At 73.3% G+C, this 25,619-nt stretch carries 22 protein-coding genes, 1 pseudogene and 1 riboswitch; of the genes and pseudogenes, 11 read left to right on the forward strand and 12 right to left on the reverse strand.

Translation table 11 applies throughout. The features are described 5' to 3' along the window. The first annotated feature begins 226 nt into the window (after positions 1–226). From ABD211_RS23020 to ABD211_RS23040, 5 genes are all read left to right on the forward strand, one after another. Complete coding sequence (locus ABD211_RS23020) at positions 227–1,495, forward strand: bifunctional pyridoxamine 5'-phosphate oxidase family protein/GNAT family N-acetyltransferase (RefSeq protein ID WP_344135659.1); 1,269 nt, start codon at positions 227–229, stop codon at positions 1,493–1,495. Then, on the forward strand, positions 1,495–2,160 hold the full coding sequence (leuE, locus tag ABD211_RS23025; RefSeq protein ID WP_344135712.1) for a leucine efflux protein LeuE: 666 nt from the start codon (positions 1,495–1,497) through the stop codon (positions 2,158–2,160). The genes ABD211_RS23020 and leuE overlap by 1 nt, the downstream gene beginning before the upstream one ends. A gap of 29 nt (positions 2,161–2,189) precedes the next feature. Continuing rightward, positions 2,190–6,746 carry an ATP-dependent helicase gene (locus ABD211_RS23030; protein ID WP_344135662.1) on the forward strand — a complete coding sequence of 1,519 codons (4,557 nt, stop codon included), beginning with the start codon at positions 2,190–2,192 and terminating at the stop codon, positions 6,744–6,746. After that, on the forward strand, positions 6,743–7,720 hold the full coding sequence (locus tag ABD211_RS23035; protein WP_344135665.1) for a quinone oxidoreductase family protein: 978 nt from the start codon (positions 6,743–6,745) through the stop codon (positions 7,718–7,720). The genes ABD211_RS23030 and ABD211_RS23035 overlap by 4 nt, the downstream gene beginning before the upstream one ends. Before the next feature lie 106 nt (positions 7,721–7,826). Next, entirely contained in the window at positions 7,827–10,118 is a 2,292-nt protein-coding gene (locus tag ABD211_RS23040; RefSeq protein WP_344135668.1) for a transglycosylase domain-containing protein, read from the forward strand. Between the two features lie 21 nt (positions 10,119–10,139). On the opposite strand, the gene ABD211_RS23045 is transcribed toward ABD211_RS23040, so the two are convergent. Then, on the reverse strand, positions 10,140–11,069 hold the full coding sequence (locus tag ABD211_RS23045) for an LLM class F420-dependent oxidoreductase (protein ID WP_344135671.1): 930 nt from the start codon (positions 11,067–11,069) through the stop codon (positions 10,140–10,142). Between the two features lie 167 nt (positions 11,070–11,236). On the opposite strand from ABD211_RS23045, the pseudogene ABD211_RS23050 reads away from it, so the two are divergent. Beyond that, positions 11,237–12,046: pseudogene (locus tag ABD211_RS23050) on the forward strand (DMT family transporter); the annotation flags it as partial. Positions 12,047–12,069: 23 nt separating this feature from the next. On the opposite strand, the gene ABD211_RS23055 reads toward ABD211_RS23050, so the two are convergent. Continuing rightward, positions 12,070–12,849 carry a maleylpyruvate isomerase family mycothiol-dependent enzyme gene (locus ABD211_RS23055; RefSeq protein WP_344135674.1) on the reverse strand — a complete coding sequence of 260 codons (780 nt, stop codon included), beginning with the start codon at positions 12,847–12,849 and terminating at the stop codon, positions 12,070–12,072. Between the two features lie 142 nt (positions 12,850–12,991). Between ABD211_RS23055 and ABD211_RS23060 the strand changes: the two genes are divergently transcribed. From ABD211_RS23060 to ABD211_RS23075, 4 genes are read left to right on the forward strand one after another with little or no spacing between them, the layout of a single operon-like run. Continuing rightward, the gene (locus tag ABD211_RS23060) at positions 12,992–14,119 is read left to right on the forward strand and encodes an acyltransferase family protein (RefSeq protein WP_344135677.1); all 1,128 of its coding nucleotides are present in this window, start codon (positions 12,992–12,994) and stop codon (positions 14,117–14,119) included. A 58-nt stretch (positions 14,120–14,177) separates the two neighbouring features. Beyond that, positions 14,178–14,987, forward strand: a complete 810-nt coding sequence (locus tag ABD211_RS23065) for a DNA-formamidopyrimidine glycosylase family protein (RefSeq protein WP_344135680.1) — start codon at positions 14,178–14,180, stop codon at positions 14,985–14,987. 49 nt (positions 14,988–15,036) lie between these two features. After that, positions 15,037–15,729 (forward strand): SHOCT domain-containing protein, encoded by a 693-nt coding sequence (locus ABD211_RS23070; RefSeq protein ID WP_344135682.1) that lies wholly within the window; start codon positions 15,037–15,039, stop codon positions 15,727–15,729. Beyond that, positions 15,726–15,869 (forward strand): hypothetical protein, encoded by a 144-nt coding sequence (locus ABD211_RS23075; RefSeq protein ID WP_344135685.1) that lies wholly within the window; start codon positions 15,726–15,728, stop codon positions 15,867–15,869. Before ABD211_RS23070 ends, ABD211_RS23075 begins: the two co-directional genes overlap by 4 nt. Before the next feature lie 124 nt (positions 15,870–15,993). On the opposite strand, the gene ABD211_RS23080 is transcribed toward ABD211_RS23075, so the two are convergent. From ABD211_RS23080 to rimO, 7 genes are all read right to left on the reverse strand, one after another. Next, positions 15,994–16,827 carry a PspA/IM30 family protein gene (locus tag ABD211_RS23080; RefSeq protein WP_344135688.1) on the reverse strand — a complete coding sequence of 278 codons (834 nt, stop codon included), beginning with the start codon at positions 16,825–16,827 and terminating at the stop codon, positions 15,994–15,996. 119 nt (positions 16,828–16,946) lie between these two features. Continuing rightward, positions 16,947–17,345 carry a helix-turn-helix domain-containing protein gene (locus tag ABD211_RS23085; RefSeq protein ID WP_344135690.1) on the reverse strand — a complete coding sequence of 133 codons (399 nt, stop codon included), beginning with the start codon at positions 17,343–17,345 and terminating at the stop codon, positions 16,947–16,949. A 79-nt stretch (positions 17,346–17,424) separates the two neighbouring features. Beyond that, positions 17,425–17,898, reverse strand: coding sequence for a CinA family protein (locus tag ABD211_RS23090; RefSeq protein WP_425560498.1), 474 nt, complete (start codon positions 17,896–17,898; stop codon positions 17,425–17,427). A 130-nt stretch (positions 17,899–18,028) separates the two neighbouring features. Further along, the gene (locus ABD211_RS23095) at positions 18,029–18,907 is read right to left on the reverse strand and encodes an arylamine N-acetyltransferase family protein (RefSeq protein WP_344135692.1); all 879 of its coding nucleotides are present in this window, start codon (positions 18,905–18,907) and stop codon (positions 18,029–18,031) included. Between the two features lie 10 nt (positions 18,908–18,917). Then, a complete protein-coding gene (locus ABD211_RS23100; RefSeq protein ID WP_344135694.1) occupies positions 18,918–19,256 on the reverse strand; it encodes a DMT family transporter in 339 nt (112 codons plus the stop codon). A 48-nt stretch (positions 19,257–19,304) separates the two neighbouring features. Further along, the gene (pgsA, locus tag ABD211_RS23105; protein ID WP_344135696.1) at positions 19,305–19,892 is read right to left on the reverse strand and encodes a CDP-diacylglycerol--glycerol-3-phosphate 3-phosphatidyltransferase; all 588 of its coding nucleotides are present in this window, start codon (positions 19,890–19,892) and stop codon (positions 19,305–19,307) included. 73 nt (positions 19,893–19,965) lie between these two features. Further along, complete coding sequence (rimO, locus tag ABD211_RS23110) at positions 19,966–21,411, reverse strand: 30S ribosomal protein S12 methylthiotransferase RimO (RefSeq protein ID WP_344135698.1); 1,446 nt, start codon at positions 21,409–21,411, stop codon at positions 19,966–19,968. 122 nt (positions 21,412–21,533) lie between these two features. Further along, positions 21,534–21,603, forward strand: a riboswitch (guanidine-III (ykkC-III) riboswitch). Between the two features lie 11 nt (positions 21,604–21,614). Between rimO and ABD211_RS23115 the strand changes: the two genes are divergently transcribed. Next, positions 21,615–21,884 carry a CBU_0592 family membrane protein gene (locus ABD211_RS23115; protein WP_344135700.1) on the forward strand — a complete coding sequence of 90 codons (270 nt, stop codon included), beginning with the start codon at positions 21,615–21,617 and terminating at the stop codon, positions 21,882–21,884. On the opposite strand, the gene ABD211_RS23120 is transcribed toward ABD211_RS23115, so the two are convergent. The 3 genes from ABD211_RS23120 to ABD211_RS23130 all read right to left on the reverse strand — a co-directional run. Then, a complete protein-coding gene (locus tag ABD211_RS23120; RefSeq protein WP_344135703.1) occupies positions 21,881–22,261 on the reverse strand; it encodes a hypothetical protein in 381 nt (126 codons plus the stop codon). The genes ABD211_RS23115 and ABD211_RS23120 overlap by 4 nt on opposite strands. Before the next feature lie 573 nt (positions 22,262–22,834). Beyond that, on the reverse strand, positions 22,835–23,944 hold the full coding sequence (locus ABD211_RS23125) for a low temperature requirement protein A (RefSeq protein WP_344135706.1): 1,110 nt from the start codon (positions 23,942–23,944) through the stop codon (positions 22,835–22,837). A gap of 18 nt (positions 23,945–23,962) precedes the next feature. Continuing rightward, on the reverse strand, positions 23,963–25,619 hold a 1,657-nt coding region (locus ABD211_RS23130), incomplete at its 5' end, for a DNA translocase FtsK (RefSeq protein WP_344135709.1).

A 25,619-nucleotide genomic window follows, 5' to 3' on the forward strand; every position in this document is an offset into this window, starting at 1 on the left:
TATCACCGCGGCGGAGCCGCCCCTTATCACCGCGGCGGACCCATCCTCGACCACCGCGGCGGAGCCGCCCCCGATCACCGCGGCGGACCCGCCGTCGACCACACCGGCCGACCTCGCCTCGTCGCCCATCACACCCCCGGCAGAAATCCGCGCGCCGCCCACGACACCACCCTGCTATCGTACTGCCACAGTTCGCAGATTGTACTAGAACAAAATGGGGCCGTCGATGACCGACACGTACGAGCAGACCGCACGCACCACCAGCCTGCGCAAGGGCCCCCGGGTCAACTACGACCGGGCCGCCGCGGAGGCGATCCTCGACGAGGCCTACCACTGCGACCTCAGCTTCATCGTCCCCGGCCCGGAGGACGGCCAGCCCGAACCGCGCGCGCTGCCCACCCTGCACGCCCGCCTCGGCGACACCCTCTACCTGCACGGGTCCACCGGCTCCCGGCCCATGCTGGGCGCCCGGGGCGACGGGCTCAAGGTCTGCGTGACCGTCACCCACCTCGACGGCCTGGTCATGGCCCGGTCGCAGTTCAACCACAGCGCCAACTACCGCTGCGTCGTCGTGCACGGCACCGCCCGCATCGTCACCGACCCGGACGAGAAGAGCCGGGCGCTGACCGCGTTCGTCGAGAAGGTCACCCCGGGCCGGGCCGCCGACAGCCGCCCGCCCACCGACAAGGAGCTCGCGCAGACCGCCGTGCTCGCGCTGCCGCTGGTCGAGGTGTCCGTGAAGGCCCGCGCGGGCGGGCCGGGCGACGACCCCTGGGACGAGCAGCTGCCGCACTGGACCGGAGTACTCCCCCTGGGGGTGAAGGCCGGGCGACCCGAACCCGCCGCCGGGTCGACCACGCCGGTCCCCGACTACCTGAGGCCCACCCGCTCACCGTGGCTGGCCCCCGCGACCATGCGCGGCGACCACGTGATCCTCGAACCGCTGGACGTCACGCACGCGGAGGCGCTGTTCGCGGCGATCGGCGACGACGAGGTCTACCGGCACATGACCCGGCCGTGCCCGGCCGACGCGGCGGACATGGCCGCGCAGATCGTCGAGGCGCTCGACGCGCACCACGCGGGCTCACGGGTGCCGTGGGTGCAGCGGTGCGCCCGCACCGGCGACATCGTCGGCACGACGTCCTACTACGCGCCGGACCCGCACAACCGCAGCGTGGCGATCGGCTACACGTCGATCGGTCGGAAGTGGTGGCGCACCGGGATCAACACCGAGGCCAAACTGCTGCTGCTCACCCGGGCGTTCGACGAGCTGGGCGCCGAGCGGGTCGAATGGCACACGGACATCCGCAACGAGCGCTCGCAGGCCGCGATCGCGCGCCTCGGCGCCAACCGCGAGGCCGTGCTGCGCCACCACCGGCTGCGCCCGGACGGCACCTGGCGCGACACCGTGCAGTACTCGATGATCGCCGACGAGTGGCCGACGGCACAGAAAAGCCTGCGCTCCCGGCTCCGCCCGCCGATGGGGCACCAGTGATCATGGACGGCATGCTCGGCATCACCGACCCCCTCACCTACCTGCTGGGCACGATCGCGATCGTGCTGCTGCCGGGCCCCAACTCGATGTTCGTGCTGAGCACGGCGGCGCGCTCCGGCGTGCGCCGGGGCTACCGGGCCGCGGCCGGGGTGTTCCTCGGTGATCTCGTGCTGATGACGCTCGCGGCGGCGGGGGTGGCGTCGCTGCTGCGCGCGTACCCGCCCGTGTTCACGCTGCTCAAGTACGCCGGCGCGGCCTATCTGGCCTATCTCGGCCTGGGGATGGCCCGGGCCGCGGTCCGGCGCTGGCGCCGCGGTGGTTCCGCTTCTTCATCGGGTACGGAGCCGGAGCGCGACGACGCGCGTGACCCGTTCCGGCGGGCGTTCCTGGTGAGCCTGATCAACCCGAAGGCGATCCTGTTCTTCGTCTCGTTCTTCATCCAGTTCGTGGATCCGGGCTACGCCTATCCGGCGCTGACGTTCGTGGTGCTCGGGGCGATCCTGCAGGTGTGCAGCGTGGCGTACCTGTCCGCGCTGATCTTCGGCGGCAACATGCTGGCCAACCAGCTCCGCCGGCGCCGGCGGCTGGCCTCGGCCCTGTCGGCGGGCGTGGCGGCCCTGTTCATCGGGTTCGGCGTGAAGCTGGCGACCGCGTCCCTCGGCTAACTGTCCGACCCACCGGGCAGGATGGGTCCGTGCTCGACAATTTCGGTGAGGTGACCCGGGCGTGGTTCGGCTCGGCGTTCGCCGGGCCGACCGCCGCCCAGACCGGCGCCTGGTCAGCGATCAGCGCCGGCCGGCACAGCCTGGTCGTGGCGCCCACCGGGTCCGGCAAGACGCTGGCCGCGTTCCTCGCGGCGCTCGACCGGCTGGCCGCCGGGCCGAAGCCGGCCGACCCCCGGCACCGCTGCCGGGTGGTCTACGTCAGCCCGCTCAAGGCCCTGGCCGTGGACGTGGAGCGCAACCTGCGCGCCCCGCTGGCCGGCATGCGGCAGGCCGCCGCGCGGCTGGGGATCGCGCCGCCCGACATCGCCGTGGGCATGCGCACCGGCGACACCCCGGCCGACGAACGCCGCGCGTTCAACCGCACCCCGCCGGACATCCTCATCACCACGCCCGAGTCGCTGTTCCTGCTGCTCACCTCGGGCGCGCGCGACTCGCTGCGCGGCGTCGAGACGGTGATCGTCGACGAGGTGCACGCGGTCGCCGCGACGAAGCGCGGCGCGCACCTGGCCCTGTCGCTGGAGCGCCTGGACGCGCTGCTGCCCCGGCCCGCGCAGCGGATCGGCCTGTCCGCGACCGTGCGCCCGGTCGAGGAGGTGGCCCGGTTCCTCGGAGGTGCCGGGGCGGTCGAGGTGGTGAAGCCGGCGACGCCGAAGACCATCGAGGTCAGCGTCCAGGTGCCGGTGCCGGACATGACCGAGCTGGGCGACCAGACCGACCTCGACGGCGCCACCCGTGCCTCGATCTGGCCGGCGGTCGAGGAGCGGGTGCTCGACCTCATCGAGGCGCACCGGTCCACCATCGTGTTCGCGAACTCGCGCCGGCTGGCCGAGCGGCTCTGCGCCCGCCTCAACGAGCTGGCCGCGGCCCGCGCGACCGACGGGCCGCCCAGCGGCGACCCGGTGCCCCTGGGCGACCTGGTGGGCGGGCCGTCGGGGCGCTGGGGCGCGCCCGCCCAGGTGATGGCGCAGTCGGCGGTCGCCGCCGGCGCCGCGCCGCAGGTGGCCCGCGCCCATCACGGCAGCGTCTCGCGCGAGGAGCGCAAGCACATCGAGGAGGCGCTCAAGTCGGGCCGGCTGCCGGCCGTGGTGGCGACCAGCTCGCTGGAGCTGGGCATCGACATGGGCTCGGTCGACCTGGTGGTGCAGATCGAGGCGCCGCCCAGCGTGGCGGCCGGCCTGCAGCGGGTCGGCCGGGCCGGCCACCAGGTGGGCGCGGTGTCCCGCGGGGTGGTCTTCCCCAAGCACCGCGGCGACCTGCTGTCCTGCGCGGTGGTCGGCCGGCGGATGGCCGACGGCGCCATCGAGGAGCTGCGCTACCCGCGCAACCCGCTCGACGTGCTCGCCCAGCAGATCGTGGCGATGGTGGCCATGGAGCCGTGGTCGGTGCCGGAGCTGGCGGCGCTGGTGCGCCGGGCCGCGCCGTTCGCGGAGCTGCCGGGCTCGGCGCTGGACGCCGTGCTCGACATGCTCGCCGGGCGCTACCCGTCGACCGCGTTCGCCGAACTGCGGCCCCGCGTGGTGTGGGACCGCGCGGACGACGTGCTCACGGCGCGGCCGGGAGCGCAGCGGTTGGCGGTGACGAGCGGCGGCACGATCCCCGACCGGGGCATGTTCGGCGTGTTCCTGGCCGGGGCCGAACGCGCGGCCCGGGTCGGCGAGCTCGACGAGGAGATGGTCTACGAGTCGCGGGTCGGCGACGTGTTCCTGCTCGGCTCGACGTCGTGGCGCATCGAGGACATCACCCCCGACCGGGTGCTCGTCTCCCCCGCTCCCGGCGTGCCCGCGCGGATGCCGTTCTGGAAGGGCGACCAGCCCGGCCGCCCCGTCGAGCTGGGCCGCGCGATCGGTGGCACGCTGCGCCAGCTCGTCCGGTCCGGGCCCGACAAGGCCCGCGCCGAGCTGCTCGCCGACGGCCTGGACGAGTGGGCCGCGGACAACCTGCTGGCCTATGTGGACGAACAGCGGGAGGCGACCCGGTCGCTGCCCGACGACCGCACCATCGTGGTCGAGCGCTTCCGCGACGAGCTGGGCGACTGGCGGCTGGCCGTGCACTGCGTGCTCGGCGCGCAGGTCAACGGCGGTTGGGCGCTGGCCATCGGGCGCCGCCTGACGGAGCGCTACGGCGTCGACGCCCAGGTGCTGCCCAGCGACGACGGCATCGTGGTGCGGCTGCCCGACGTGGTCGACACCCCGCCCGGCGCCGACCTGGTGGCGTTCGACGCTGACGAGATCGACGAGCTGGTCCGGGAGAGCGTCGGCACGTCGGCCATGTTCGCCGCCCGGTTCCGCGAGTGCGCGGCCCGCGCGCTGCTGCTGCCCCGCCGCGACCCGCGCCGCCGCCAGCCGCTGTGGCAGCAGCGCCAGCGCGCGGCGCAGCTGCTCGACGTGGCCCGCGACTACGCCGACTTCCCGGTCACCCTGGAGGCCGCCCGCGAGTGCCTGCAGGACGTGCTCGACGTGCCCGGCCTGGTCGGCCTCATGCGCGACGTGGCCGCCCGCAAGGTGCGCGTGGTCGAGGTGGAGACGCAGGCGCCGTCCCCGTTCGCCCGGTCGCTCCTGTTCGGGTACGTGGGGGTGTTCCTCTACGGCGGCGACGTGCCGCTCGCCGAGCGGCGCGCGGCCGCGCTGTCGCTGGACGCGACCCTGCTGGGCGAGCTGCTCGGCCGGGTCGAGCTGCGCGAGCTGCTCGACCCGGAGGTGGTCGCCGAGACGGGCCGCCGGCTGCAGTGGCTCGACGAGGCGCGCACGCCCCGCGACGCCGAGGACGCCGCCGAGCTGCTGCGGCTGCTGGGCGACCTGACGGAGGCCGAGTTCGCCGAGCGTGGCGGGGATCCCGGGTGGCTGGCCGAGCTGGGCGCCGCCCGGCGGGCGATCGCGGTGCGGGTCGCGGGCGAGGCCCGGTGGATCGCCGCCGAGGACGCGGGCCGCTACCGCGACGCGCTCGGCGTCGCGCTGCCCGTCGGCGTCGCCCAGGCGTACCTGGAGCCGGTCGCCGACCCGCTCGCGGACCTGCTCGACCGGTACGCGCGCAGCCATGGGCCGTTCACCGCCGAGGCGTGCGCGCGGCGGTTCGGCCTCGGCGTCTTCGTCGTCGACCAGGCGCTGCGCCGGCTGGCGGCCACCGGCCGGGTCGTGGCCGGGGAGTTCACCCCCGGCGGGGCCGAGGGCGCCGAGTGGTGCGACGCGGAGGTGCTCCGGCTGCTGCGCCGGCGGTCGCTGGCCGCGCTGCGACGCGAGATCGAGCCCGTGCCGCCGCGCGTGCTGGCCCAGTTCCTGCCCCGCTGGCAGCAGGTGGGCGGCAACGCCCGCGGCGTCGAGGCGGTCGCGGCGACGATCGAGCAGCTGCAGGGCGTGCCGGTGCCGGCGTCCGCCTGGGAGCGCCTGGTGCTGCCCGCCCGGGTGGCCGACTACTCGCCGGCGCACCTCGACGAGCTGTGCGCGTCCGGCGAGGTCGTGTGGGCCGGGGCCGGCCAGCTGGGGGGCGGGTCCGGCGACGGCTGGATCACCTTCGCCTGGGCCGAGACGGCGCCGCTGCTGCTGCCCCCGCCCGACACGGAGCTGGCGCTCGGGCCGGTGCACGAGGCGGTGCTCGACGCGCTGCGCGGCGGCCAGGCGCTGTTCTTCCGCCAGCTCTCCGACACGGTCGGCGCCGTGGACGACGACGACCTGCTGGCCGCCATCTGGGACCTGGTGTGGGCGGGCCAGCTGTCCAACGACACCCTCGGGGCGGTGCGCGGGCTGCTCGCGGCCGGCGGCACGCACCGCTCCCGGCCCGCACCCCGCGCGCGCTACGGCCGCCCGCGCGGCCTCACCGGCGGCCGCAGCCTCGCCTCCTACCGCGGCGGCACCCCGAGCGCCGCCGGCCGGTGGTACGCGCTGCCCGACCGCGACCTCGACCCGACCCGGCGGGCGACCGCCATGGCCGACGCCCTGCTGGAGCGCCACGGCGTGGTGACCCGGGGCGCGGTGGCGGCCGAAGGTCCGCCGGGCGGCTTCGCGGGCGTCTACCCGGTGCTGGCCGCCATGGAGGAGCGCGGCGCGGCCCGCCGGGGCTACTTCGTCGAGGGCCTGGTCGCGGCCCAGATCGCGGTGCCCGGCGCCGTGGACCGCCTCCGGGGCCTCGCCGACACCGCCGAGCCCGGGCCGGCGCTCGTGCTGGCCGCGACCGATCCGGCGAACCCCTATGGCGGGGCGCTGCCGTGGCCCGAGCGGGTCGTGGCGGCCGGCGACGGGGACACGACGGGCCACCGGCCCGGCCGCCGCGCCGGCGCCCTCGTCGTGACCGTCGGCGGCGACCTGGCCCTCTACGTGGAGCGCGGCGGGCGTACCCTGTTGTCCTTTGTGGAGGACCCCGACGGGCTCGCCGCCGCCGCGCGGGCCCTGGCCGACGCGGTGCGCAGCGGCGCGCTCGGCCCCATGTCCGTGGAACGCGCCGACGGCGTGACCGTCGCGTCCACGCCGCTGGCCGACGCGCTCACCGCCGCCGGCTTCCGGGCGACCCCGCGCGGGTTACGGTTGCGGGCGTGACCGACACGATGATGCGGGCGATCCAGATCGAGGCATACGGCGGGCCGGAGGTGCTCGTTCCGGCCGACCTGCCCACCCCCGAGCCCGGCCCGGGCGAGGTGCTCGTGCGCGCCGCCGCGAGCGGCGTGAACTTCGTCGACATCTACCACCGCACGGGCGCCTACCCGAACCCGCTGCCGTTCGTGCCGGGCGTCGAGGGCGCGGGCACGGTCGTCGCGGTCGGGCCCGGGGTGACCGACGTCGCGGTCGGCGACCGGGTCGGCTGGTGCAGCGGCCCCGGGTCGTACGCCGAGTTCGTGAAGCTGCGGGCCGACGTGGTCGTCGTGCTGCCCGACGGCGTCAGCGAGGAGCTGGCGGCGGCCGGGCTGCTGCAGGGCGCGACGGCGCACTACCTGACGCACGCCAGCTACCCGGTGCGCGCCGGCGACACGGTCCTCGTGCACGCGGCGGCGGGCGGCACGGGCCAGCTCGTCACGCAGTACGCGCATGCGCTGGGCGCGCGGGTCATCGGCACGGTGTCGACGGACGCGAAGGAGGCCACGGCGCGCGCCGCCGGGGCGGACGAGGTGCTGCGCTACGACGACGACGTGGCCAAGGAGGTCCGCCGGCTCACCGACGGCGAGGGCGTCCCGGCCGTGTTCGACGGCGTGGGCCGGGCGACGTTCGACGTCAGCCTCGCCAGCCTGGCCCCGCGGGGCACGCTGGTCACGTTCGGCTCGGCGAGCGGCGTGGTCGCCCCGCTGGACATCGCGCGGCTGGCCGCCGGGTCGTACTTCGTGACGCGCCCGAGCCTCGGCCACCACCTGCGCACCCGCGCCGAGCTGGTCGAGCGCCTGGGTGACGTCCTCCACCGGCTCGCCGACGGCGCCCTGCGGGTCACGGTGACGCGGCGCTTCCCGCTGGCCGAGGCCGCCGCCGCGCACGAGGCGCTGGCCAGCCGGGGCACCACCGGAAAACTCCTGTTGATCCCCTAGGACGCTCGGGCACGAACCTCGCAGTAGGCTCGTGAGCTGCTCAAAGTCTCCTGTGATGTGCGTCTGAACAGTGGTCGGCGCGGCACGCGGCGGCAATCGTGGACGGGTGGAAAAGCCCCTCAAGGCGCCGCGTCCCCCGCGTCGGCGTCGCAAGATCGTGCTCAGTTTCCTGCTGGTGAGCGTCGTGGCCGGGGCCATGGTCGCCGCCGTCGCGCTCCCCGTCGGGGCGATGGCCGGCCTGGCCGCCACCTACGCCACCGGGCACGGCGACGACCTGCCCGACGTGCTGGTGCACCCCACGACCGCGCAGGCGTCGTACCTGTACGCCAGCGACGGCCGGACGCTGATCACCACGTTCTACGAGGAGAACCGGCGCGACGTGAGCTCGGCGCAGATCCCCGACGTGGTCCGTCAGGCGATCATCGCGGCCGAGGACCGGGGCTTCTACAGCCACGGCGGCGTCGACGTGAAGGGCGTCGTGCGCGCCCTGGTCGCCAACGGCGCCAGCGGCGAGGTGGAGCAGGGCGCGTCGACCCTGACCATGCAGTACGTGCGCAACGTGCTCAAGAGCGACCCCAGCCTGAGCGACGCCGAGCGGCAGGCCGCCACGGCCACGACGGCCGAGCGCAAGTTCACCGAGGCCCGGTACGCCATGGCGCTGGAGAAGCAGCTCACCAAGGACGAGATCCTCACCAACTACCTCAACATCGCGTACTTCGGCGCGGGCGCGTACGGGATCGCGGCGGCGGCGAAGCGCTACTTCTCCACGACGCCGGCGAAGCTGACGCTGGCGCAGGCGGCGCTGCTCGCCGGCCTCGTCCAGTCGCCGAACACGGACTCGCCGATCGAGGGCGACCAGGACGCGGCGCTGACCCGCCGGTCGTACGTGCTGGGCGCCATGGTCAAGACCGGCGCGATCACGCAGGCGCAGGCCGACGAGGCGGACAGGTCCAGGCTCAAGATCAAGAAGGGCAGCTCGCCCAACGGCTGCATGGCGGTGCCGGCCAACCACAACGACTGGGGCTTCTTCTGCGACTACCTGGTGCAGTGGTGGCGCGCGCAGTCGGCGTTCGGCGCGACGCCGGACGACCGGGAGGCCGCGCTGCGCCGCGGCGGGTACACGATCGTCGCGTCCATGGACCAGAAGACCCAGGCGGCGGCGCTGACCCAGTCCCTGGACGTGTACGGCTACAACTCCGCGCGGGCGCTGCCGATCGCGGCCGTGCAGCCGGGCACCGGCCGGGTGCTGGCGATGGCCGTGAACCGGCACTACAGCCTGGCCAAGAACCCGAAGGGGCAGCGCAGCTACCCCAACACGACCAACCAGCTGATCGCGGGCAGCGGCTCGGTGAGCGGCTACCAGGCCGGTTCGACGTACAAGATGTTCACCATGCTGGCCGCGCTGGAGGCCGACCTGCCGCTGAACACCGGCTTCGACGCGCCGTCCAAGCTCCAGACGACCTGGCCGGCGAGCGGCACCGGCTCGTGCAACGGGTACTACTGCCCGGGCAACGCCTCACCGTCCTGGATGGACGGTTACCGCACCATGTGGAACGGCTTCGGACGCTCGGTCAACACGTACTTCGTGTGGTTGGAGCAGCAGGTCGGCGCGGACCGGGCCGTGGAGATGGCGCAGCGGCTGGGCATCACGTTCCGGTCGGGCGCCGACGCCGACCGGGCGGACACCAGCGCGGCGGACTGGGGCTCGTTCACCCTCGGCGTCGCGGCCACGACCCCGCTGGACCTGGCCAACGCCTACGCGACGGTGGCCGCCGAGGGCATGGCCTGCAAGGCCCTGCCGGTGAACTCGATCAAGGATGCGGCCGGCACGTCGCTCGGCGTGGCCAAGCCCAACTGCACGCGCGCCCTCGACGAGGACGTGGCGCGGGCGGCGACCGACGCGGCGCGCTGCCCGGTCGGCCAGCAGTCGGCGTTCCACCGCTGCGACGGCGGCACCGCCACGGCCGTGTCGGGCATCGTGGGCCGCGACGTGGCGGGCAAGACCGGCAGCTCCGACCGCAACGAGGTGGAGACGTTCGCCGGCTACACCCCGCAGGTGGCGGCCGCCGGCATGGCCGCGAACCCGGACAACCCCCGCGACATCGTGGGTTCGTGGGTGGCGTCGTCGGTGAACGCCGCGGTGGCCCGCACCATGGCGGCCTACCTGGTGGACAAGCCGGCGACCAGGTTCACCCCGCCGACCCGCACGATCGCCTACGGCAACACCCCGGTGGACCCGCCCCCGACCGGCGGCCCGACCGCCGGCCCGACGTCGCCCGCGTCGAGCGGTTCGGACAGGTCGAACGGCTCGACCACCACGCCGACGACCGAGCCGGCCACGCCGGGCCACGCCGGGTCCACGACGAACGGCAACGGCCGCGCCAACGGCCGGCGCTGACCGGAACCGCGCGGCGACGGCTCAGACCAGCTGCGCGGCGACCTCGGCCGCGACCAGGTCCAGGTGGTCGAGGTCGTCCAGGTCCAGAAACTGCAGGTGTACGCGCTGCGCGCCGGCCTGCGCGAACGCGCCCAGCCGGTCGACGATCTCGGCGGGGGTGCCGATGAGCCCGCGCCGGCGCACGTCGTCGGCGTCGACCTTGGCGGCCTCGGCGCGGCGGCGCACCTCGGCGTCGGTGCGCCCGCAGATGACCGTCTGCGCGGCCGAGTAGACCAGCGGCGCCTGCCGGCCGGCCGCCCCGGCGGCTGCCGCGACGCGGGCGAACAGCTCGGTGGTCTCGGCGAGCGTCTTGAACGGCGCGTTGAACTCGTCGGCGAACCGGACGGCGAGGTCCGGCGTGCGCCGGGCGCCCGCCCCACCGATGATCACGGTGGGTGCCGGGCGCTGCGCCGGCTTCGGCAGCGCCGGCGAGTCGGTCACCTGGTAGTGCTTGCCGTCGTAGCGGTACGACCCGCCCTCGGGCGTGGCCCACAGGCCGGTGACGATCTCCAACTGCTCGGTGAGCCGGTCGAAGCGCTCGCCCAGCGACGGGAACGGGATGCCGTACGCCTCGTGCTCGGCCGCGAACCAGCCGGCGCCGAGGCCGACCTCCACCCGGCCGCCGCTCATCTGATCGACCTGGGCGACGCTGATGGCGAGCGGCCCGGGCAGCCGGAAGGTGGCCGAGGTGACCATCGTGCCGAGCCGGATGCCGCTGGTCTCGCGGGCCAGGCCGGCGAGGGTGATCCAGGCGTCGGTGGGGCCGGGCAGGCCGCCGTCGGCCCGCATGGTCAGGTAGTGGTCGGACCGGAAGAAGGCGTCGTAGCCGCAGTCCTGGGCCCGGCGGGCGACCCGGAGCTGGTCGTCGTACGTCGCCCCGAACTGGGGCTCGATGAAGACAGTCATGCGCACGCCCGCATTCTCGCAACCCGGCCCGCGGCCCGACCGCACCGGCCCGGCGCCGCCGCGCTCAAACTGATCAATGAGTCAGTAACGAATCCCTCACTAATCCGCGCTTCACGACGTGATGTGGGAATCTAATTGACCCGCGAGTCAGCAATGTCGTAGCTTCTCGGGCCATGGCACCCACCCTGGCCCTGCTGGTCGGCTCCGCCCTCTGGGCGTACGCCTACCTGCCGGCCGGCTGGCTGCTGTCCGAAATGTCCACCCCGGCGATCACCGCCACGCGCTTCCTCGGCGCCGGCCTGATCATGCTCGCGCTGCGGCCCCGATGCCTGCGCGCCCTCGGCCGCCGCGAGGTGCGCGGCGGGTTGCTCCTCGCCGTCCTGCTCGGCGTCGGCACCGGGCTCCAGCTTGCCGGCCTGCGGATGATCTCGCCAGCCGTTTCCGGCTTCGTCAGCGCCCTCTACGTGGTGCTGACCCCGTTCGTCGCCCGGTTCACCCTGGGCCGGCGGACCACCCCGGCCACCTGGGCCGGCGCGCTCGTCGCCACCGCCGGGGCCGGCGTGCTCAGCCTGCACGGGTTCCGCGTCGAGCTCGGGGTGGCGCTCACCCTGCTCTGCGCCGTCGCGTACGCCGGACAGATCGTCGTACTCTCCGAGGTCTCCACGCCCGCGCACGCCTACGGCCTCGCGGTGCTGCAGTTGCTCGGCGCCGGCGTCGTCGGCGCCGCCTGGGCGCTCGTGGCGCCCGGCCACGGCGCGTACCTGCCGCACACGCCGACCGGGTGGGGCTGGCTCGCCTTCCTGATCCTCGGCCCCTCGCTGCTCTGCTACGCGCTGCAGTCGTGGGCGCAGGGGCACGTCGGGGCCACCCGGGCCGCCGTCATCTTCGCCACCGAGCCGGTGTTCGTGCTCGCCTTTACCGCGCTGGCCGGGCACGAGCTCGGCGCCCGCGCCCTGACCGGTGGCGGCCTCATCCTCGCCGCCGTGGCGATCGTCGAGGCCGACGGCTACGGCGTGATGACCAGGTGGTTCAGGACGCGCGCCGCGAAGCGTTCGTCGCCGGTGACGGTGCCGTCCGCGTCGCGCGGCTCGATCCGCCCGCACGCCAGCCTCGCGAACGACTCCCAGCCCACCGTCACGTGCGCCGTCGACTGCCCGGCGCTGACCGGCGCCTCCAGGTAGCCACGGCGGGCGGCGTCCACGACCACCGCCTCGTCGAACTCCACCGGGCCCGTCACCGTCAGGCGCAGCACCTGGCCGGGCTCAGCCTTCGCGTCGCGGGCCACGATCCGCGGCAGCGAGCCCAGGAACAGGTCGCGGGCGACGAACGCGCCCGGCGAGTCCAGGTTGCCCCGGTGGCCGGTCGCGCGGCGGATGTCCTGCTCGTGCACCCACGTGTCGAACGCCCGCACCGCCAGCAGGAAGCCCATCGTGATCGACTGGCCCTGCGCGGTGACGGCCGGGCCGCCCGGATCCGGCGGGTACGCCCGCAGTTGCGCCCTGCGCTGGGCGTACACGTCGCGCAGCTCGTCGAGGATCTCCTCGCGGGGCATGTCGCGGCGGGCCACGACCGGGCGCCGCGACCACGTCTGGTAGCTCTCCGGTCGCGGGTGACCCGCGATCATCCACAGCTCGGTGCCGATGAGGTGCGCGTACACGTCGCCGACCGACCACTCCGGACACTCGGTGCCGCCCGCCCACTGTTCGTCGGTGAGCTGGTCGCCGAGGTCGAGCACCGCGTCGAGGGAGTGTCGCCACGCGGCGATGGCGGGTTGGGTCGAGGACATGCGTGCATGGTGGCGACCGGGGCAAGCGGTCGCAACCCCGCCATGCCGAAGGTCCCGGAACGTGACACTGGCCACCCCGCGTGATCGGCCCTGTCCGGAACGGGGTCGACGGTTCCGCGCGGGCGTGTCATTCTCCTAGGTCGTGACGACGAGTCCCGCGCACCGCAACGCCTATGTGGACCTGCTCCGCGCGGTCAGCCTGATCGTCGTCGTGCTGTGGCACTGGGCGTTCACCATCCTGAGCTGGCGCGCGGACGGCCCGCACGCCACCAGCCCGCTCGGCTTCATGAAGGGGTTCTGGCTGCTCACCTGGCTGTTCCAGGTGATGCCGCTGTTCTTCTACATCGGCGGGTACGTGCACCTGAAGTCCTGGGAGCGGGCCCGCGAACGCGGCGTCGGGCTCGGCTCGTTCGTCGTCAAGCGGCTGCGTCAGCTCGCGGTGCCCGGGTCGCTGCTGCTCGTCACGTGGATCGCGGTCGGCACGATCGTCGGGTCGTACTTCGACCTCACCGGCACCGGCCGGCTCGTGAAGCTCATCGTCAGCCCGCTGTGGTTCCTCGGGGTCTACCTGGCCCTCATCGCGATCCTGCCCGCCGCCCTGTGGCTGCACCGCCGCCTCGGCGTCCTCGCCCTGGTGTGGCTCGCCGGCCTGGCCATGTGCGTCGACGTCGCCCGGTTCCACTTCCACCTGGAGTCCGCCGGCTGGGTCAACATGCTGCTCATCTGGGCACTGGCGCACCAGGCCGGGTTCTTCTACGACAAGGTCGTCGCGATGCCCCGGCAGACCGACTGGTCGCTGCTGTGGGGCGGCCTGTTCGGGCTGGCCGGGCTGGTCGGCTCCGGCCTGTACCCGGGCTCGATGGTCGGCGTGCCCGGCGAGCGGTTCTCCAACATGGCGCCGCCGACGTTCGTCATGGTGGCGCTGCTGATCTTCCAGATCGGCGTCGTCGAGGTGCTCCGGCCGACCCTCACCCCCCGCCTGGAACGGCCCCGCTGGGAGACGGTCAACGAGACGATCAACCGGTTCGCGCTGCCGCTGTTCCTGTTCCACACCACCGGCATGGCCATCGCCCGGTTCATCATGTGGCAGTTCTTCGGCGACGACCTCGACGACGGCCGGCCCGACTGGCGCTGGTGGCTCGCCCGGCCGCTCGCCGTACTCCTGCCGCTGTTGTGCACGCTGCCGGTGATCTACCTCTTCGGGCGCCGGTGGGTGCGCCGCCCGGCCGTCGAACCGGCCATCGAGCCGGCCGCGCGGCCAACCGATTGACCCGCTCCGTCACAGGTCAGCAACACGAGTGAATCGAGGCCTGTGACACGATGGAGCCATGCCGGAGGGTGACACGGTGTGGAACACAGCCCGGATGCTCCACCGGGCACTCGCCGGGGATGTGGTCCGGCACAGCGACTTCCGCGTCCCGGACCTCGCCACGGTCGACCTCGCGGGCTTCACCATCCACGGCTGCGTGAGCCGCGGCAAGCACCTGCTGCTGCGCGTCACCCGCGAGGAGCGCCTCACGATCCACTCCCACCTGCGGATGGACGGCGCCTGGCGGGTCTTCGCCCCCGGCGAGGCGTGGCGCGGACGCCATTCGCACGTCATCCGGGCGGTGCTGCGCGCGTCCTCCGCCGTCGCTGTCGGCTACCACCTGCACGACCTGGCCATCCTGCCCACCGACGACGAGGAGAAGCTCGTCGGGCACCTCGGCCCGGACCTGCTCGGCCCGCCCGGCGAACCCGGCGGCTGGGACCTCGACGAGGCCGTCCGACGGGTCAAGACCAGCCCCGCCCGGCCCATCGCCGAGGCGCTGCTCGACCAGACCAACCTCGCCGGCATCGGCAACCTGTACAAGTGCGAGCTGCTGTTCCTGCGCGGGCTGTGGCCGTGGACGCCGGTGTGGCAGATCGACGACCTGCCCGGCCTGCTCACTCTCGCGCAGCGGGTGCTCGCCGCCAACCGCGGGCGGTGGACCCAGGTCACCACCGGCTCGCTGCGCCGCGGCCAGGAGACCTACGTGTACGGCCGGGGCCGCGCCCCCTGCCGCCGCTGCGGGACGCCCGTCGCGTACGACAACCCGGGCACGTCGACTGACCGGGTCACCTACTGGTGCCCCGTCTGCCAGCCCGAGTCGGATTGATGTCGTTGACCTTGTCGGCCGGTTCACGGCGGCCCGACGATCGTTGGCTGTGTCGACCTCCGCGCTCGTCAAGCGCTCTCTGGGCACCTTCCTCGGCCTCTTCGGCACGACCCTGGCCGTGACGTGGGTCTTCCTCGGCATGCGCGCCGTCATGGAGATCGGCGGCTCCTGCGCCTCCGGCGGCCCGTACGTGGTCGCCAACCCCTGCCCGGAGGGCGTGCCCGGCCTGCTGATCGGCGGCATCCTCGGCGGCCTGATCTGCCTGTTCATCTACAGCATCTTCGTCTTCGACGTCGGGCCGAGACTCGCGCTGCTGGGCTGGCCGGCGCTGTTCCTCAGCCTCGGCTACAACTTCCTCGACTACGGCCTGGACCCGGCAACCGGGGACGGACCCGTGGTGAGCCTGCTGGTCTGCGCCGTCATCTTCGGCCTCATGGGCGGCCTGCCGCTGCTGTACCTGTTCAAGCCCGCCAACGCCAAGGCGCTCTTCTGGTCCGACGGCGCGCGCCCCGTCACGCCCCTGACCCTCCCCCGCCCCGACCCGGCCACCGCTGACCGCTTCGCCGGCGTCCTGCCCCCGGACCCACCCGCCGGCAGCGCCACCGCCACGCCGGCCGACGCCGACGCCGACGCGATCGTCGTCGCGCTCGAACGCCTCACCGCGCTCCGCGACAGGGGCGCCATCTCCGAGGCGGAGTTCGCCAAGGCCAAGGCCCGCATCCTCGACGAGGAGACCCGATGACCGACCCCGCCCCGAGCCCTGTCGAGGAGCCCCGCCCACCCGCGACGGCCCTCAAGTCCTGGTCCCTCCTCCTCCACGTGATCGCCATAGCAGCCGGCCTCTGGCTCGGCATAACGACCTTCACCGCCATCACCCGCTGACCCACCCCACCCCCACCCCGCCCCGCCTCCGCCCCGCCCCACCCCGGGCCGGCGGCGCGGGTGGGGTCGCAGACGGAAACGGCGCCGGCTCCCAGGGAGGCGGCGCCGTTTGTGCAGGAACAGGTCAGGCGGTGTCGGGCTTGTCCTTGAGGCTGGCGCGGATCTCGTCGAGGCGGGTGACGCCGGGGTTGTCGGCGGGCTCGATCGCCGGCTTGTCTGCGCCGCCGGTGACCTGCGGGTTCATGCTGGCGCGGATCTCCTCGAGGCGGCTGGCGCCGGCCATGTCGAGGGTGGCCTTCTGGACCTCGAGGCGGCGGCCCTCCAGCGAGTTGCTGGCCAGCTCGGCCTGACCGAGCGCGGTGGCGTACCGCTTCTCGATCTTGTCACGGATCTCGTTGAGCGACGGGGTGGTGCCGGGCGGGGCGACGGTGTCGTTCATCGACTGGATCGACTTGGCGACCGTCTCCTGCATCTTGGCCTGCTCGAGCTGGCTGAGCAGCTTGGTGCGCTCGGCGAGCTTCTGCTGCAGCAGCATGGCGTTGTTCTCCACCGCCTTGCGGGCCTGCTCGGCGGCACCCAGCGCCTGGTCGTGCAGGGACTTGAGGTCCTCGAGCGACTGCTCGGTCGCGACGAGCTGGCTGGCGAAGGTCTGCGCCGTCTGCTCGTACTCCCCGGCCTTCTTCTCGTCGCCGGCGGCGCGCGCCTTGTCGGCCAGGACGAGGGCCTGGCGGGTGGACGCCTGCAGGTTCTCCACCTCGCCGAGGGTCCGGTTGAGCTTGAGCTCGAGCTGACGCTGGTTGCCGATAACGGCGGCGGCCTGCTGGACGAGCGCCTGGTGCTGCCGCTGCGCGTCCTCGATCGCCTGCTGGATCTGCACCTTCGGGTCGGCGTACTCATCGATCTTGGAACCGAAGAGCGCCATCAGGTACTTCCAGCCCTTGACGAACGGATTCGCCATGTTTGTCCGTGTCCTCTCTGCGGCATCAACCCGGCGGGGTGCCGGCCCCCGGCCGTCACCACCGGTCTATACATATTCGCAGCCGGATGCCACACCCGTCACGGGCAGCCCGTGCGAAGTCAGACGACGAGCGGCTCCGGTCGCCGCGGGGCCGGCGGCTGCGGCCGGCCGTTGCGGGTGGCCCGCAGGGTGGTCCTGAGCGGGCCCTCGTGGCGAACCTCGACGGTGACGTCGCCGTCGGTCAGGCCACCGTCGGCGGTGGGCGCCAGGACCTCGTTGACCTGCTCGGCGATGGCCAGGGTGTCGCTCGCCTCGCGCAGCACCTCGGACAGCTGGGCGCCGAGGGCGTCGCAGATGGAGGCCAGCAGCTCGCTGGACGCCTCCTTGTGCCCGCGCTCGATCTCGGAGAGGTAGCCGAGGCTCACGTTGGCCGCGGTGGAGACCTCGCGGAGGGTGCGCTGTTGGCGCAGCCGGCGGCCCCGCAGCGCGTCGCCGATCACCCTTCGCAGCAGGATCATCGCCACACCCCCTTCTGCCAGGTTGCCCGAAAGGGTACCCGCCCGGGCCGACATCGACATCCCTGACACCGAATGACGCCTATCGGGTTTGCGCGATCTGCTCCAACGCGAGTCGCAGGACCGCCGTGACGGTCTGGGTGCGCACGGCCGCCCGCTCCCCGTCGAGCGCCAGTTGGCGCACCTCGGAACGGGGACCGGCGACGGCGATGAAGACCGTCCCCACCGGAACCCCGTCCTGCGGGTCGGGGCCGGCGACACCCGTCGTGGCCAGGCCCCAGTCGGCCCCGCACCGTCCGCGCGCGCCCTCGGCCAGGGCCGCGGCGACGTCGGCGTCCACGGGCCCCCGGGCCTCCAGAAGATCAGCTGGTACGTCCGCCAGCGCGGCCTTCAGTTCGGTGGCGTAGACGATGAGCCCGCCCCGGAACGCCCGGCTCGCGCCGGGCGCGTCGACGATCGTGGCGCCCAGCAGCCCACCGGTGAGCGACTCCGCGACGGCGACGGTCTCCTTCCGGTCGACCAGCTCCTGGATGAGCCGGGCGGGCAGCCCGGCCACGTCGACGGTGATGGCGGCCCACGCACTCCCCGGCCGCGCCGCCGCCGGCCCGCTCACGCCGCCACCTCCGCCGCGCTCCGGCGTCGGCGTGAGTCAAACCTGAGCCGATGGTTCGCTCGCTGACGCTCGCTCACGCCGCCACCTCCGCCGCGCGCCACCGTTCGTGGGCGTGGCGGGTCCGCTCCCACAGGGCGGCGCGTTCGTCGCGGTCCACGTCGTCGAGGGTAAGGCCGAACTCGTCCGCGAGGAGCGCGAACCAGTCCCTTGATGTCGTGACGTCGGCGCCATGCGTGCCGGCCGCGTCGATCCGCTCGAACACGCATCCGCGCAGGCGGCGTACGCCGTCCCCGACCCGTCGCTGCACGGTCAGCACCTGGACGAACGGCGAGTCCGGCGACGTGCCCAGGTACGCGTGCATGTCGGCGAACGCGCCGGGGGTCGCGAGCGTCTCCTCGATGTCGACGCCCGCGAAGCTGCCCGACGGGTCGTGCGTGAACCGCCACCCGCCCGGCGCGACCACTGACGGGCCCAGCCCGTAGCGGAACGGTCCCTGCGCGTACTCACCGGGTTGTCGGGGCAGTGGACCGGCGGGGCCGTCACCGAGGCCGACGTCGACCAGCCAGACGCCCGCCGGCGCGGCCGCCGTCGGCAGCCCGTGGACGGTGAGCGCCAGGTGGTTGCCGTTGACGCCGACCGGCTCGGGGTCGGTCACCCGCCGCACGTCGGCGCGGTGGCGGCGCACGTCGAAGCCCAGGGCGCCGAGCAGCGCGGCGAAGGCGCCGTTGAGGTGGAAGCAGTAGCCACCGGCGCCGGCGAGCACCCGGCGCACGGCGGTGGCCGTCGCGATGCCGTGCGGCCGGCCGAGCTGGATGGTGAGGTTCTCGTACGGCACGCGGGCGGTGTGCGCCCGGTGCAGCACGGCGAGCCACTCCGCCGAGGGCGGCGGCACCGGCCCACCGGCATCGAGCCCGAGTCGGCACAGGTATGCGGGGATGTCGATGCTCGCCACACGGGTCACGCTAGCCGTTCGTCGCCGTCCCGTGGGTGCCGCCCAGGTTGAGGATGACGACGCCCGCGATGACCAGCAGGACGCCGATCACCTTGGGCAGGCTCACCGACTCGCCGAGGAGGGTCGCGCCGATCACCACGATGAGGGCCGTGCCGAGCCCGGCCCAGATCGCGTAGGCGACGCCGACCTCGATGCCCTTGACGGCCTGGGCGAGGCACGCGAACGACGCCACGTACGCCAGGATCATCGCGGTGGTGGGCACGGGGCGGGTGAACCCCTCGGTCGCCTTGAGCAGGCTCGTCCCGAACACCTCGGCGCCGATCGCGCCGACCAGGAACAGGTAGGCCACGACTCCCTCCCCGTCCAGTTCGTTCGAACTAGTGTACTAAGGAAAGGGCTATCGGTGCGTGGCCGGCGTGCGACGGGCGCGGCTCTTGCGGGCCACCGCGACGACGTAGTCGATGCCGGTGACGACCGTGACCACGACCGCCGCCACCATGATCCAGGGCCCGACCGCGGCGAGGCCGTCCGGCATGGGCCACAGGTACCAGGCAATGGCCAGGATCTGCAGCGCGGTCTTGACCTTGCCGCCCCGGCTCGCGGCGATCACCTCGTAGCGCAGCACCCAGAACCGCAGCGCGGTGATGCCCAGCTCGCGGAACAGGATCACCACGGTCACCCACCAGGGCAGGTGGTCGTAGAGCGACAGGAGCACCAGGGCCGTACCCGTGAGGGCCTTGTCGGCGATCGGGTCGGCGACCTTGCCGAACGAGGTGACCTGGTTCCAGGTGCGGGCGATCCAGCCGTCGACGAAGTCGGTGAGCGATGCGACCCCGAACGCGACGCAGGCCAGCATGCGCAGGGCCGGGTCGGTCATCTCGGACGCCACCACGAGCAGCACGAAGATCGGGATCAGCACGATGCGCAGCAACGTGAGCCCGTTGGCGACGTTCACCAACGGCACCCGCCGTGCGGGCCCGGTCATGCCGGCACCTCCGCTACGCTCCGGCGCCGGCATGCCTTTCCACTGAGCCGATGGTTCGCTCGCTGACGCTCGCTCACGGTTGCCCGACGATGTCGAGGGGCGCCGCAATCAGGTCGACGCCGTCGGTGCCGGTGACCTTGGCGCGGACCAGGTCGCCCACGGCGAGGCCCGGGAGGCCGGCGCTCAGCATGGTGGAGCCGTCCACCTCGGGCGCCTGGTGCGCCGCGCGGCCCTCGACCACGCCGTCGTCGATCGACTCGACGAGGACCTCGACCTCGGTGCCGAGCCGGTCGGCGGCGCGCTGGTTGCACAGCTCCTCGGCCAGCATGCTGATCCGGTTGTAGCGCCGCTTGACCGTGGCGGCCGTGACCTTGTCGGCAAAGCCGGCCGCCTCGGTGCCGTCCTCGTCGCTGTAGTCGAACACGCCGATCGCGTCGAGCCGCGCCTCGGTGAGGAAGCGCTCCAGCTCGGCGACGTCGGCGCGGGTCTCGCCGGGGAACCCGACGATGAAGTTGGACCGGGCGCCCGCCTCCGGGGCCAGCTTCCGGGCACTCGCGAGCAGGTCCAGGAACCGGTCGGTGGAGCCGAAGCGGCGCATCCGGCGCAGCACGGCCTCGCTGGAGTGCTGGAACGACAGGTCGAAGTACGGCGCCACCCTCGGGGTGGTGGCGATCGCCTCGACCAGGCCGGGTCGGGTCTCGGCCGGCTGCAGGTAGGACACGCGCACCCGCGCGATCCCGCGGGTCGCCGCGAGCTGCGGCAGCAGCTTCTCCAGCGCGCGCGGGTCGCCCAGGTCCTTGCCGTACGACGTGGAGTTCTCGCTGACCAGCACGATCTCGCGGACGCCGTCGGCGGCGAGCCACTCGGCCTCGGCCAGGAGCTCGTCCGGCGTGCGGGACACGAACGCGCCCCGGAAGCTCGGGATGGCGCAGAACGAGCACCGCCGGTCGCAACCCGACGCCAGCTTCAACGAGGCCACCGGGCCCTTGTCGAGGCGGCGGCGCAGCACCGTGCGCAGGTGCTTCGGGGTGGCGTCGTCGAGGGCCAGCGCGGCGCCGTGGCCGGGCAGGGTGACGGGCGCGGCCTGGCGCTCGACCGGGGTGAGGGGCAGCAGAGTACGGCGGTCGCGCGGCGCGTGCGACGCGATCCTGTCGCCGGCGAGCACCTCGGTGAGCCGCTGGCCGATCTCCGGGTAGTGGTCGAAGCCCAGCACCGCGTCGGCCTCGGGCAGGCTCTCGGCCAGCTCGTTGCCGTAGCGCTCGGCCATGCAGCCGGTGGCGACCACCTTCGCGCCCGAGTCGTGGGCGGCGAGCAGGGTGTCGATCGAGTCCCGCTTGGCCTTCTCGACGAAGCCGCAGGTGTTGACCACGATGACGTCGGCACCGTCCCCGTCCGGGACCAGGTCCCAGCCGTCGGCGTGCAGGCGCGCGGCGAGCTCCTCGGAGTCGACCTCGTTGCGCGCGCAGCCGAGGGTGAGCAGTGCCACCCGGCGGCCGGTGGGGTGATCGGTGACAGACATTGCGACAAGGTTACCGGCGCCGCAGGTCGGGCCGGCCGCCGAGTGCCCCCTATGGGCCCGCGCGCCCGGTGATCTGGCCCACCGGACTGGCCGCCGCCACGACCGCGGGCTAGCCTCGATCTTGAGTGGCCGCGTCCCCGGCCGCCTCCCGGACGAGCGCGCACCGTACCCGGCCAGCGAAGACGGCGCGACCGAGGTGCGTCATGTCCGAAATCTTCCAGATCGTCGGCGCCCTGCTGGTGCTCGCCGGCTTCACCGCGGCCCAGCTCGGCCGCCTCAACCCCCGCTCCGTTGGCTACCTGGTGGTCAACATCCTGGGCGCGGGCGTCCTGGCGGTCGTCGCCGCACTCGACCACGACTGGGGCTTCCTCCTCCTGGAGGGCACCTGGGCGATCGTCTCGACCGCCTCCCTCCTCGGCGTACTGCGGCGGGAAGCGGCCCCGCTGGGGGCTACTTCCCCCCACAACCGCTAGCCGGAGGTCGCCACCACAGCGCCGTCCGCCGCGAACTGCCAGGTGCGGGTGTCGCACGCCGTGCCGGCCAGACAGGCCAACTCCGTGCCGGACCAGTCGCGCGCGAGGAGCACCACGGTCGCGTCACACGGATGGACAAAGTGGCCGATGTCCGTCACCGACCGCCCCGGCACGCTGACCGTGCCGGCCAACGGCTCGTCCAACCGACGGAAGAAGAGTTCGGCGCCGGTCTCGTTATGGATCAGCAGCGGGGGGATGTCCGGCCCCTCCCCGAAACACTCGATCGGCGGCGGACACCTGGCGACGTCGGCCAGATAGGGCCCGGCGGTTTGCGCACACAACACGACCAGGACGACGACGACCGGCAGGCCGACCACCGTCCACCGCAGCCACCACGTCCAGCGTGGCCCCTCCCACATCCGTACCCCCGTGACCACCTCAAACGTGCGGCTGATCGTCAGGCGCGACGGCGACGCTGTCAAGCGTCGCCCCATCAGGCCCGACGTCCGCCCGTCTGGCCGGACGTTCTGTCTCCGTCACCGTCACTGTCACCGCCGTCCGGACCCGCCGTCCGGACCCGCGGGCGTTTGGACCGTTACGCCTGGAACTCAGCGCGAAATTCCCTGCGTAGCGGTCCAATCGTCGGCTTGTCTGCTTGGGCGGCCCGCGAGGTTCGCGGGGGGTCAGCTCGAACCCGTCGCGACCACGACGTCGGTCGACAGACTCCCACTGCCCTCGCCAACTGTGCACACGTGGCGAGCCCAGCGGCCCTCGACCGCCAACTGTGCACAAATGGTGAGGGAGGCGGCGCCCGAGCCCGCCAACTGTGCACATGTGGCGAGCCCGCGACCCGGTCAGCGCCGCCGTATGCGCACGACTGGCGAACCAGCGGCCGGCCACGCTACCTCTCACCAGGAGCGTTGCGGCAGAGCGCGAAAGTCGAGGCGTACCTACGGGTGCGCTTTGGCCCCGAGATCTGAGCCGACGGCGCGGTGTTCGGTCGTGAGCATCGCGAACAGGAGGGCGATCAGCGCCAGTAGTTGGGCGGCCGCCAGCCACATGCCGATCGGCACCGTGGCCAGGGCGACGATCGCCGCGACCAGGCGGAAGCGGGCGACGCCGATGCGCAGGCGGCGGCGGAACCACACGTCGCCCAGCAGGTAGGCGGCCACGCCGCCGCCGAGCAGCAGCGCCTGGCCGAGGGTGAGGTGCCCGTCGACGTGGCCGACCGCCTTCTTGATCCCGGCGGCGACGGCCACGATGCCGATGAGCAGGACGTAGTGGGCGTACCCGTAGGACACGATGGCCACCCATGCCCGCTCGCGCATCGGCACCGCCTCGAGGGCGTGCTCGGCACCGCCGTCGCCGCCCTCGAAGTACACCCACCACATCAGGTACGACACGGTCAGCCCCAGCACGGCCGCCCCGATGAGCCGCCAGTCGACCGCCAGGCCGGCGGCGCCGACGCCGATCGCGATGAGCGACTCCCCCAGCGCGATGATGACGACGAGCCCGTGGCGCTCCACGAAGTGCGCGGCGGAGATGGTGAACTCGTGGATCGGGTTCAGCCGCGGCGACGCGATGAGCAACGCCATGGCCGCGCCCCACAGCACGTAGCGCCACACCCCGGGGGCGAACCCGCCCGCGAGCACGAGGGTGGCGGTGATCAGGTTGAGCACCCCGAGCACCCGCATCGCCCGGCTGACGGTGAGGAACAGTCCGGTGTGGACGGCGTTGACGACGAAGTACCCCACGCCGAAGGCCCAGCCGGCGTCGCCGAACGCGTCGGGGATGGCGAGCGCGATGGTCAGGAAGCCGCCCATGCCGACGAGGATCAGCGTGCGCCGGACCCGGCTGTCGGGCGCGATGGCGTTGGTCAGCCAGGCGTAGCCGCCGTACATCCACCAGATGATGGCCACCATGAGCAGCACCCGGACCAGGCCACGCACGGAGAGGTCGTCGGCGAGGGCGGCGGTGGCCTGCGTGACGGTGAACACGAAGACCAGATCGAAGAACAGCTCCAATGTGGAGACGCGCGCGGGGGCGGCGGGCTCGGTCACGCGGCAAAGGCTAGCGCGTCAGCCGCCGCCCGTGATCTGCGAACGGATCTCCTCGAGCTCGTCGGGCTTGACCAGCACGTCGCGGGCCTTGGAGCCCTCGGACGGGCCGACGACGCCGCGGGTCTCCATGAGGTCCATGAGCCGGCCGGCCTTGGCGAAGCCGACGCGCAGCTTGCGCTGCAGCATCGACGTGGAGCCGAACTGCGAGGTGACCACGAGCTCGACCGCCTGCAGGAGCAGTTCGAGGTCGTCGCCGATCTCCTCGTCGATCTTCTTCTTGGGGTCCTCGGGCTTGGTCAGCACGTCCGGCCGGAACTCGGGCTCGCGTTGGTCCTTGCAGAACTTCACGATGTCGGCGATCTCCGCCTCGCTCACCCAGGCGCCCTGGATGCGCTGCGGCTTGGACGCGCCCATCGGCAGGAACAGGCCGTCGCCGCGCCCGATGAGCTTCTCGGCGCCCGGCTGGTCGAGGATGACCCGGGAGTCGGCCAGCGACGACGTGGCGAACGCCAGCCGGGACGGCACGTTGGCCTTGATGAGCCCGGTGACGACGTCCACGGACGGCCGCTGGGTGGCGAGCACGAGGTGGATGCCGGCGGCCCGGGCGAGCTGGGTGATGCGTACCACGGAGTCCTCGACGTCGCGGGGGGCGACCATCATGAGGTCCGCCAGCTCGTCGACGATGACCAGCAGGTACGGGTACGGCCGGATGACGCGCTCGCTGCCGGGCGGCGCGGTGATCTTGCCGTCGCGCACCTTGCGGTTGTAGTCGTCGACGTGGCGCACCCCGGCGGCGGCCAGGTCGTCGTAGCGCATCTCCATCTCGCGCACGACCCAGTCGAGCGCGTCGGCCGCCTTCTTCGGGTTGGTCACGATGGGCGTGACGAGGTGCGGAATCCCCTCGTACGCCGTCAGCTCCACCCGCTTCGGGTCGACGAGCAGCAGCCGCACCTGGTCTGGGGTCGCCCGGGCGAGCACCGACACCAGCAGCGTGTTCAGGCAGGAGGACTTGCCGGCGCCGGTGGCGCCAGCGATGAGGATGTGCGGCATCTTGGCCAGGTTGGCCGTCACGTAGCCGCCCTCGATGTCCTTGCCGAGCCCCACGACGAGCGGGTGGTGGTCGCCGGAGGCGGCGCGGGCGCGCAACACGTCGCCGAGCGCCACGTTCTCCCGGTCCGTGTTGGGAATCTCGATCCCCACCGCCGACTTGCCCGGGATCGGGCTGAGGATGCGCACGTCCGGCGACTTCACCGCGTACGCGATGTTACGGCTGAGCTGGGTGATGCGCTCGACCTTGACGCCGTGGCCGAGCTCCACCTCGTAGCGCGTGACGGTCGGGCCGCGGGTGAAGCCCGTGACGGCCGCGTCCACGTCGAACTGCTCGAACACGCCCTGCAGGGCGACGATCACCTCGTCGTTGGCCTTGCTGCGGGCCTTCGCCGCCTCGCCGGGCCGCAGCAGGCTGGGCGGCGGCAGCTTGTAGCCGCCCTCCATCGGCGCGAGCGTGAGCTGCTCGGCCCTGGCCGCCGGGGCGGGCGAGTGCTGCGGCGGCGCGGTGCGCTTGGCGGGGCGCGGCGCGGGCGGCGGGGTGGGCAGGGTGACGGTCTCCAGCCAGTCCTCCGCGGGCGCCTCGTCGAGGCCCTCGTCGCCGTCGTCGGCGAAGACCGACTGCCGG

Origin of the sequence: Luedemannella flava (assembly GCF_039528515.1) — a bacterium.
GTDB lineage: Bacteria > Actinomycetota > Actinomycetes > Mycobacteriales > Micromonosporaceae > Luedemannella > Luedemannella flava.